Genomic DNA, 9,020 nt, shown 5'->3' with positions numbered 1-9,020 from the left:
CAACAAGGTCGTCGTCAGCGCACTGCGGGCGCGCACCCCGATCCGGCCCGAACCCGTCAGCAACAGCACCGATTCCGGATCGGCGCCGGCGACGATGCGCGCCGCGGCTGCGTCGATCAACAGGCGGCTCTTACCGGTTCCCGGTCCGCCCAGCACTCGCACCACGCCGCGCAGACCGGGATCCAGCACAGCGCGCGCCTCGGGGCCCCAGCGGTAAGACATAGCGGCATGACACCACGAGGGTCCGACAAGTCAGCCGGCCGGCGACGATGCGGGCCGCGCGGCGGCCCGCTGAGGAACCGGCCCATCGGCACCGCCAGCTCTGGCACCATCTACGCGTGACCCGACTGCACGTGCACCGCTACGGCCCGTCTGGTCCCGTGCGACTCCTGGCAATCCACGGGCTGACCGGCCACGGAAAACGCTGGCAGCCGCTGGCGACTCAATACCTGGCCGAGATCGCCGTTGCCGCACCCGATTTGATTGGGCATGGCAGGTCGTCGTGGGCGGCGCCGTGGACCATCGATGCCAACGTCGCCGCGCTGGCCGCGCTGCTTGAGCAGCAGGCTCACGGCCCGGTGGTGGTCGTCGCGCATTCGTTCGGCAGCGCGGTCGCGCTGCACCTGGCCGCTGCATATCCCGACCGGGTGGCCGCCCTAGTGCTGTTGGATCCGGCGATCGGTTTGGACGGGGCGTGGATGCGTGAGATCGCAGACGCCATGCTGGCCTCGCCGGACTACCCCGACATCGCGGAAGCCCGAGCTGAGAAGGCCACCGGCTCCTGGGCAGACGTGGACCCAGCCGTGCTCGACGCCGAAGTCGAGGATCACCTCGTCGGGCTAGCCGGCGGGCGATACGGTTGGCGGGTCAGCATGCCCGCGATGATGTCCTATTGGAGCGAATTGGCCCGCGAAATAGTATTGCCTCCCAACGGAATTAGCACGACGTTGGTACGGGCTGCGTGGACGTCGCCGCCGTACGTCACCGACGAGCTGATCGCCCGCCTGCGCGACCGATTGGGCGCCGAGTTTCAGTTCATCGAGTTCGACTGCAATCACATGGTGGCAGAGTCCAGGCCGGCCGAGGTCGCGGCGTTGATCCGAGAGCGGATGCGCTGATCGTGGCGGCGGTCACCGATGAGCAGGTCGAGCGGGTGCGCGCGCTGGTTGCGTCGATACCGGCAGGCCGAGTCGCTACCTACGGTGACATCGCCGCTGCCGCAGAGCTTTCCAGCCCGCGCATCGTCGGGTGGATCATGCGCACGGACTCCCTGGATCTGCCCTGGCATCGGGTGATAACGGCGTCCGGCCGACCGGCGCAGCATCTGACCACCCGGCAGCTGGAACTGCTTCGGGCTGAGGGAGTTCTTGCCGTCGACGGCAGGGTCGCGCTGAACGAGGTCCGTCACGAGTTCTAGCCGGCTAGAGGATCAGGCGCACCAGGGCGGCCGTGCGCGCCAGGCCCGGGAAGGCAGCCGCCGTCGAGCGCGGGTGCAGCGCATGGACTGCGAGCCGAAACATCAACGCGCGCAACAACATCTGTGGCCATTCCGGCAAGGCGTTCCAGCGTTCGATGAGCCCTTCGTCGGCCTCGCCCCAGGACAACGCGTCGACGACGACGACGCCCGCCGCCCACGACGCCGGCCGCCAGTACGGCGTGATGTCGGTGATCCCAGGCGCGGCAGCGCCGGCGAACAGCACGGTGCCGTAAAGGTCACCGTCTACCAGCTGGTTAGGGCTTTTGGTTGGCCGCCGCAGCCCGGCAAGCTGGGTGATCAGTTCGACCGAGCGCTGCCCGTCCGCGGTTGGTGAGGCCGCGCGCGCCGTGGCCGGAACCGACTGCAGCGGGCGTTCTTCCCAGGCGGCGCGGTCTGCGGCGACGAAGACGTCGACATCGGCCCAGGGCGCCGCCGTGGGACCCTGGGTGAGAAATCGGGGCCGCTCCAGCTTGCCGGTGGCCTCGTGCAGGCGCACCGCCGCCGACACCACCTCGTCGTGTCGGGGCTCGGGTTGACCGGCCACAAAAGTGTCCGCTCGCCAGCCGGAAACCACGTAGCGCCCGTCGGTCGACCGGACCGGCCGAGCCAACCGCACGCCGTCGACGAACAACGTCTCCCGCACACGCGCGGACCAGGCGGCGCGGGCGTTGTCGGCAACCATCGACAGCACTACTTCGCCGCACCGCCAGCCACCTTCCCAGCTGGCGCCCAACGGTATGGGCCGTACACCGCTCAAACCGAACGCCGCCAACACGTGCTCGGGCGGCGGCTCGATAGTCACCCAATTAGCCTAATCGGGCCCAGCGAACTGTCGGGACTAGACACGTTGAGGCGACGACGGCCAAATTTCAGTACATCACCATGTCGGGCTGCATCTGTTTGGCCCACGCCACGATCCCGCCCTGCAGGTGTACCGCGCCGGCAAACCCAGCTTTCTTCAGGACGGACAGGGCCTCGGCTGAGCGCACACCTGTCTTGCAATACAGCACGGGCATCCGGTCTAGCGGCAGCTTGGCCAGCCCTTCGCCGGAATTGATCGACGACATCGGGATCAGCTGGGCGCCGTCGATGTGGTTGATGTCCCACTCCACCGGCTCACGCACGTCGATGAGAGCCACCTTTTTGTCGGAATCCAACAGCTCCTTCAGCTCGCCGGGGGTGATCGTGGAGCCGGCGGCCGCCTGCGCCGTCTCGTCGGACGCCACTCCGCAGAACTGCTCGTAGTCGACGAGCTCGGTGATCTTCGGCGTGGATGGATCCTTGCGGACTGTGATCGTCCGATAACTCATCTCCAACGCGTCATACACCATCAACCGGCCCAGCAGCGGCTCGCCGATTCCGGTGATCAGCTTGATCGCCTCGGTGCCCATCACCGACGCGATCGATGCGCACAGGATGCCCAGCACACCGCCCTCGGCGCAGGACGGCACCATGCCCGGCGGGGGCGCTTCGGGGTACAAGTCGCGATAGTTGAGGCCCCGCCCATCGGGCGCATCGTCCCAAAACACCGAGACCTGGCCTTCGAACCGATAGATCGAGCCCCACACGTAGGGCTTATGCGTCAGCACCGCAGCGTCGTTGACCAGATACCTGGTGGCGAAGTTGTCGGCGCCGTCGAGGATCAGGTCGTATTGCTCGAAGAGGTTGACAGCGTTGTGCCGTTCCAGCCGTTCCTCGTGCAGGCGAACTTCCACCAGCGGGTTGACCTCCGCGATCGAGTCGCGGGCGGACTGTGCTTTGGACCGGCCGACATCGGACACGCCGTGGATGATCTGGCGTTGCAAATTGGATTCGTCAACGACGTCGAAGTCGACGATCCCGATCGTGCCAACACCCGCCGCCGCCAGATAGAGCAGCGTCGGTGCGCCAAGGCCGCCGGCGCCGATCACCAGCACCCGCGCGTTCTTCAGCCGCTTCTGCCCGTCGACACCGAACTCCGGAATGATCAGATGACGGCTGTAGCGGGCGACCTCGTCCCGGGTCAGCTCGGCAGCCGGCTCGACCAGCGGTGGCAGCGACTTGTGTGGTCCAGACAACGAAATCTCCAACTTCGCGCAATGCTGTTGTCTCTTTTCATCACAGCAGTTGCCGCGGTCAACGGCAAACAGCCGGCAAAGCGTTCCGCGCGGAGCGCGGTCAGGCGATCGGGTAGGGCCAGGGATTGAACCGGCAGGTCTTGCCGTCGGCCTTGACCCATTCCGGGTCGAACTTCGAGGCGTCGTTGTTGGCGGTGGAGAAGGTCTGTTGCATCATGATCGGCGCCAAACCGCCCTGCTGATCGCAGGGCTCGTGGCGCAGATACCCGATGGCGTGGCCGGCCTCGTGGTTGATCACATACTGCCGGTACGAACCGACGTCGCCCTCGAAGGGCACCGCGCCGCGCACCCACCGCGCCTCGTTGATGAAGACTCGCGGTTCTCCAGCTCCGTAGGACGGGTTGTAGCAGGACGTCTCGAGCGGAAATTCGTAGCCGCAGCCGTCCCGCACCGTCATCGGGGAGGTCAACGAGATCCGGAAGTCCGGCTTGCTTTTGTCGGCACCGTCGATCCTGATGAACGCGAACTGCGCGTTGTGGGTCCAGCTTTTGGGGTTGGCCAGCGTCTGGTCGACCATCCCCGCGAACGCGTCGTCGCCGCCGAACGCGGTGGGGTCGAGGCCGTTTTCGACTTCGACGGTGTATTTGAAGACTTTGGCCGTGCCCTGGCCGATCTGGGGTGTACTACCCGCGACGACGTGCCAGGTCTTGTTGCCCGCATCGGTGTATGGACCGCCGTTGGGCAGCATGCCGGTGGGCAGGCTGGCGTCGAATTGGGTCAGGCCGCGCGGCGGCGCGTCGATGATCGACGTTCCCACCGCCCCGATCTTCGGCGGACCCTGGATGGGATCCCCCGATGCCGGCGCAGGCACGCTGGTCCCCGTGACGGTCTGGTAGATCACCGCCGCGGTGACGGCCATCAGCACCGGCAGCGCGTAGGCGCGCCAGCCGTACGTCGACACAAAGCGTCCCAGCCAGCTCTGCTTGCGCCACCGGCTGCTATCCCGATTCGACCGGGCCCGCCCCGAACCCCATTCCAGTGGGTCCCGCTGGGCGCGCAGCGGTTCTCGCCAGTCGTCGCGGAGAACCGGTACCCGGGTCCCTCCACGTCGATCCGGGTCGTAGGTCATTTCCTCAGGATGGCACAACCGCCGTTAGCTGGGACTCTAGGCGCGCCCGCGGGCGATGGTGCGTGGCTGATCTGGCGACATTCGGGGCACGGATGACGGCCGCTAAAGCCAGTGGGTAGTAGTGTCGTTGCGATTAGCCGCGCATCGCTACAGCGGCGCTGGGACAGTTCAGGACGACCAGATTGAGGACTTGATGAGCGATCTCGCCAACGCCGCCGGAGGGGGTGCGGTCAAGCTGGGCGGCAGCAATCGGCAAGCGAAGACGTCCAGCACCCCCACTCGGCGCGGCAACCGGCTGCCCCGTGACGAGCGCCGGGGCCAACTGCTCATCGCAGCCAGCGAGATTTTTGTCGACCGTGGCTATCACGCCGCCGGCATGGACGAGATAGCCGAGCGCGCCGGAGTCAGCAAACCCGTTCTCTACCAACACTTTTCAAGTAAGCTCGAGTTGTACCTGGCTGTCTTGGCTCGACACGTCGAGAATCTGGTGTCTGGCGTGCGGCAGGCGCTGCGCACCACGACCGACAACCGCCAACGGCTGCGTTCAGCGGTGCAGGCATTTTTCGACTTCATCGACCACGACGGGCAGGGCTACCGGCTGATCTTCGATAACGACTACGTCACCGAGCCTCAGGTCGCCGCGCAAGTAAGGGTGGCCACCGAATCCTGCGCCGATGCGGTTTTCGACCTGATCAGCGCCGATTCCGGGTTGGACCCGCACCGCGCCCGGATGATCGCGGTGGCCCTGGTCGCCCTTAGCGTCGACTGCGCCCGGTACTGGTTGGACACCGATCGGCCGATTTCGAAAGACGACGCCGTGGACGGCACCGTGCAGTTCGCTTGGGGCGGACTGTCCCACGTGCCGCTCACCCGTTCCTAGCCGCGCTGCTGCCCAGTCCGAAACCGACCCGGCGAGCGTCCGCGACGCCGATTTCGACGTAGGCGATCTTGGCGGCGTGAACCAGGAAGCGACGGCCCTTCTCGTCGGTCAGGCTCAGCAGGTTGGACTCCTTGCCCAGTGCGCTGGCGACGAGTTCTTCGACTTCGTTTTGCGTTTGCGCACTGCTGAATACCAACTCGCGCGGGCTGTCCGTGATACCGATCTTGACCTCCACGTCGGCCCCTTCCCGTTCTCTTCCTGGTGATCATTGGAAATCGTTCTGCAAGCAGGCTAGTGGACGCCCAGCTGGCAAGGATGCGCGCCCGGCCGCGAGGTGGGGCGGGCAGTCGAACCACGCCTGGTGCTGAAAGCCGGTCGCCATCAAGCAATCCGTGCGCGCGTTGACCCGGGGCGCCGTTGGCAAATCGTGACCTGACACGCCCGCACGCCACCTCGCCCGGCCTGCCCGCATCGATAACATCTGCACCATCAGCACCATGAATTACTTGGATAGCGATATCCAGGACTACCCAGATGACATCACCGCCGACGACTACTACGCCGACGGCGACCAGTTCGCGCCCATGGATCAGCGCTGGCGCCCGATCGCGGCGATCGCCGGCATCGTCTTCGTGCTCGCGGTGATCGCCACGGTCGTGATCGTCAACGGCGGCGACAGCACGTCGACCTCGGCGACCGTGGTGCCGCCGTCGCGCAGCATGACCACGCCGCGGCTGAGCGCTCCGCCGCTACCGCCGGAGACAGTCACCACCGTGACACCACCGCCGAAAACACCCACCGCGGGTCCCACCAGCACGCCGACTGTCATCCCGCCGCAGGCGGCTGCGCCGTCTTTGCCGCCAGATGTGGCCGCCCGCACTTTCGTCTACCGGGTGACCGGGACCAAAGGACTGCTCGACCTGGTCACCGTCGTCTACACCGACGCTCAGGGAGCTCCCCAGACCGACTTCAACGTGTCGCTGCCCTGGTCGCGAACGGTGGTGATGAACCCGGGTGCGCAGATCAGGTCCGTCGTCGCGACGAGCCTGACCGGTCATCTCAACTGCTCGATCGCCGATGGCGCGGGTCAGCCCGTGGCGATGTCGACCAGTAACGCGATGATCGCGACCTGCAGCCGCTAGGCGAGGCCCAACTCACGCATTCGGTCGTCGTGCGTGCGCTGAAGCCGGTCGAAGATCTCGGAGAGCTGCGTCAGGCCGTCGGTCCTCGACACCACCAGGTCGACCAGCTCATCATGCTCGGCCAGCACGTACTGGGCCTGCGTAATCGCTTCGCCGAGCAGCCGGCGTGACCACAGCGCCAGCCGGCTGCGCTGTCTGGCGCTCTTGGTCACCGCGGCCCGCACCTCGGCGACGACGAACTGGGAGTGTCCGGTCTCCGCCATCGTCGCGCGCACCACATCGGCAACCTCGTCGGGCAACGTGTCGGCAATCTGCAGGTAGAAATCGGCGGCCAGGGAATCGCCGACATAGGTCTTGACGAGCGCCTCCAGCCAGGTGCTGGGCGTGGTCAGTCGGTGGTAGCCGTCGAGCGCGGAAGCGTATCTGGAGATCGCCGAGACGACATCGACGCCCCGGCGTTCCAGCGCGTCGTGCAACAGCTCGTAATGACCCATCTCGGCTGCGGCCATGCTGGCCATCGAAATTCGCCCGCGCAGATCTGGCGCCATCCGGGCTTCTTCGGTCAGCCGGTAGAAGGCCGCGACCTCGCCGTAGGCCAATACCGCGAACAATTCGTTGACGCCGGGATGATCCGCCGACACCCGTGCCGGGGGCGGATCGGGCAGCTGGTCTGCGCCCGAAAGCGAGGTCATGGCAACAGCCTATGTGTGTTGGTGGCGACCCGCTGCGCCCGGCTTCCAACCGCAATCCCGGGCCCCGGCAGTCCACAAGCTATGATCTATGCAGGTATTGGTAGTAGATCCCTACCGCCGCTACCGGCGAAATGTGCGTGCAAGCAGTTGGCCCGCCTAGTAAGCGCAGGGCCCGCGAATCGGCAACGTATTCGACAGTCAACTGGTGCGCGCGTGACCGCAAACGATTGACTAACCGAATACGACACCGAAAGGCATCGCGTCTCACGCATGACCCCATTAATCGCACCCACCCGAACCACATCCGAATCCACCTTTGCCGAGCTTGGCGTCCGCGCGGAAATAGTGCAGGCCCTGACCGAGGACGGCATCAAGCATCCCTTTGCCATCCAAGAGCTGACCATGCCGCTCGCACTCGCCGGCGACGATCTGATCGGCCAGGCCCGCACCGGAATGGGCAAAACCCTGGCCTTCGGTGTGCCGCTGCTGCAGCGGATCACCACCTCAGGCACCGACCGTCCGCTCACCGGCATCCCGCGGGCGCTAATCGTGGTGCCTACCCGTGAGTTGTGCCTGCAGGTCTCCGGCGACTTGGCCACCGCCGCCAAGCACCTGACCGCCGATGACGACCGACGGCTGTCTGTGGTGTCCATCTACGGCGGCCGGCCGTACGAGCCGCAGATCGAGGCGCTGCGCGTCGGCGCCGACGTGGTGGTGGGCACCCCGGGACGGCTGCTCGACCTGGCCCAGCAGGGACACCTGCAGCTGGGTGGTCTGTCGGTACTTGTGCTCGACGAGGCCGACGAAATGCTCGACCTGGGCTTCTTGCCCGATATCGAGCGGATTTTGCGCCAGATCCCCGATGAGCGGCAGTCGATGCTGTTCTCGGCGACGATGCCGGATCCGATCATCACGCTGGCTCGCACGTTCATGAACCAGCCCACCCACATCCGGGCCGAGGCGCCGCACTCATCGGCCGTGCACGACCTCACCAAGCAGTACGTTTATCGCGCCCACGCGCTGGACAAAGTCGAGCTGGTCAGCAGGGTGCTGCAGGCCCGCGGACGCGGTTCGACGATGATTTTCACCCGGACCAAGCGGACCGCCCAGAAGGTCGCCGACGATCTGGCCGAACGCGGTTTCGCCGTCGGCGCCGTACATGGCGACCTGGGTCAGGTAGCCCGGGAGAAGGCGCTCAAGGCGTTCCGCACCGGGGGTATCGACGTCCTGGTGGCCACCGACGTGGCGGCTCGCGGGATCGACGTCGACGACGTCACCCACGTCATCAACTACCAGATCCCCGAGGACGAACAGGCCTACGTTCACCGGATCGGCCGCACTGGCCGCGCCGGCAAGACCGGGGTTGCGGTCACGCTCGTCGACTGGGATGAGCTGGCCCGCTGGACAATGATCGATAAGGCGCTCGGGCTGGGCTGCCCCGATCCGTCCGAGACCTACTCCAGCTCGCCGCACTTGTACACCGAGCTCGACATTCCGACCGAGGCACGCGGCACGGTCGGATCACCGCGCAAAGCGCAGGCCAAACGCGCCAGCTCGGCCACCCGGGGCGGCGACCAATCCGAGTCGCGTCCGCGCAAGAGCAGCCGCCAGCGGCAGCGCACCCGGGGAGGCAAGGCGGCGAC

Annotated in this window: 11 protein-coding genes; 5 read left to right on the top strand and 6 right to left on the bottom strand. The window is 66.4% G+C overall.

Annotated features, from left to right (window positions below):
- The coding region (locus tag WB785_RS09665; RefSeq protein ID WP_424078739.1) for a UvrD-helicase domain-containing protein at window positions 1-222 on the bottom strand (222 nt) is incomplete at its 3' end.
- A gap of 116 nt (window positions 223-338) precedes the next feature.
- Between WB785_RS09665 and WB785_RS09660 the strand changes: the two genes are divergently transcribed.
- Both WB785_RS09660 and WB785_RS09655 read left to right on the top strand, forming a co-directional pair.
- Window positions 339-1,118 carry an alpha/beta fold hydrolase gene (locus WB785_RS09660; RefSeq protein WP_424078738.1) on the top strand — a complete coding sequence of 260 codons (780 nt, stop codon included), beginning with the start codon at window positions 339-341 and terminating at the stop codon, window positions 1,116-1,118.
- A gap of 2 nt (window positions 1,119-1,120) precedes the next feature.
- A complete protein-coding gene (locus WB785_RS09655; protein ID WP_424078737.1) occupies window positions 1,121-1,417 on the top strand; it encodes an MGMT family protein in 297 nt (98 codons plus the stop codon).
- Window positions 1,418-1,421: 4 nt separating this feature from the next.
- Here WB785_RS09655 and WB785_RS09650 read toward each other — a convergent pair whose 3' ends face one another.
- The 3 genes from WB785_RS09650 to WB785_RS09640 all read right to left on the bottom strand — a co-directional run bounded on the left by WB785_RS09650 (window position 1,422) and on the right by WB785_RS09640 (window position 4,663).
- Complete coding sequence (locus WB785_RS09650) at window positions 1,422-2,279, bottom strand: TIGR02569 family protein (RefSeq protein ID WP_424078735.1); 858 nt, start codon at window positions 2,277-2,279, stop codon at window positions 1,422-1,424.
- A 67-nt stretch (window positions 2,280-2,346) separates the two neighbouring features.
- Entirely contained in the window at window positions 2,347-3,534 is a 1,188-nt protein-coding gene (moeZ, locus tag WB785_RS09645) for an adenylyltransferase/sulfurtransferase MoeZ (protein ID WP_424078733.1), read from the bottom strand.
- A 100-nt stretch (window positions 3,535-3,634) separates the two neighbouring features.
- The gene (locus WB785_RS09640) at window positions 3,635-4,663 is read right to left on the bottom strand and encodes a DUF3152 domain-containing protein (RefSeq protein WP_424078731.1); all 1,029 of its coding nucleotides are present in this window, start codon (window positions 4,661-4,663) and stop codon (window positions 3,635-3,637) included.
- Between the two features lie 193 nt (window positions 4,664-4,856).
- Between WB785_RS09640 and WB785_RS09635 the strand changes: the two genes are divergently transcribed.
- Window positions 4,857-5,543: a TetR/AcrR family transcriptional regulator gene (locus WB785_RS09635; protein WP_424078729.1), complete on the top strand. Its 687-nt coding sequence runs from the start codon at window positions 4,857-4,859 to the stop codon at window positions 5,541-5,543.
- Here WB785_RS09635 and WB785_RS09630 read toward each other — a convergent pair.
- Entirely contained in the window at window positions 5,530-5,778 is a 249-nt protein-coding gene (locus WB785_RS09630; protein ID WP_424078728.1) for a DUF3107 domain-containing protein, read from the bottom strand. The genes WB785_RS09635 and WB785_RS09630 overlap by 14 nt on opposite strands.
- A gap of 262 nt (window positions 5,779-6,040) precedes the next feature.
- Between WB785_RS09630 and WB785_RS09625 the strand changes: the two genes are divergently transcribed.
- Window positions 6,041-6,685, top strand: coding sequence for an MmpS family transport accessory protein (locus WB785_RS09625; RefSeq protein ID WP_424078727.1), 645 nt, complete (start codon window positions 6,041-6,043; stop codon window positions 6,683-6,685).
- Here the strand turns inward: WB785_RS09625 and WB785_RS09620 are convergent.
- Window positions 6,682-7,377 carry a ferritin-like fold-containing protein gene (locus WB785_RS09620; RefSeq protein WP_424078726.1) on the bottom strand — a complete coding sequence of 232 codons (696 nt, stop codon included), beginning with the start codon at window positions 7,375-7,377 and terminating at the stop codon, window positions 6,682-6,684. The genes WB785_RS09625 and WB785_RS09620 overlap by 4 nt on opposite strands.
- Window positions 7,378-7,647: 270 nt before the next feature.
- Between WB785_RS09620 and WB785_RS09615 the strand changes: the two genes are divergently transcribed.
- Window positions 7,648-9,020 (top strand): DEAD/DEAH box helicase (locus WB785_RS09615; protein ID WP_424078725.1); only part of this gene is annotated, 1,373 nt, incomplete at its 3' end.

It is taken from the genome of Mycobacterium sp., from assembly GCF_049585075.1.
Lineage (GTDB): Bacteria > Actinomycetota > Actinomycetes > Mycobacteriales > Mycobacteriaceae > Mycobacterium.
Note: the sequence above shows the minus strand (reverse complement) of the source record. Positions and strands in the feature narration are given on the sequence as shown.

What these genes read in the sequence shown, in the direction of transcription:
- WB785_RS09640 (WP_424078731.1), bottom strand. Translation starts at nt 4,663, where the DNA reads ATGACCTACGACCCGGATCGACGTGGAGGGACCCGGGTACCGGTTCTC.
- WB785_RS09635 (WP_424078729.1), top strand. Translation starts at nt 4,857, where the DNA reads ATGAGCGATCTCGCCAACGCCGCCGGAGGGGGTGCGGTCAAGCTGGGC.
- WB785_RS09625 (WP_424078727.1), top strand. Translation starts at nt 6,041, where the DNA reads ATGAATTACTTGGATAGCGATATCCAGGACTACCCAGATGACATCACC.
- WB785_RS09620 (WP_424078726.1), bottom strand. Translation starts at nt 7,377, where the DNA reads ATGACCTCGCTTTCGGGCGCAGACCAGCTGCCCGATCCGCCCCCGGCA.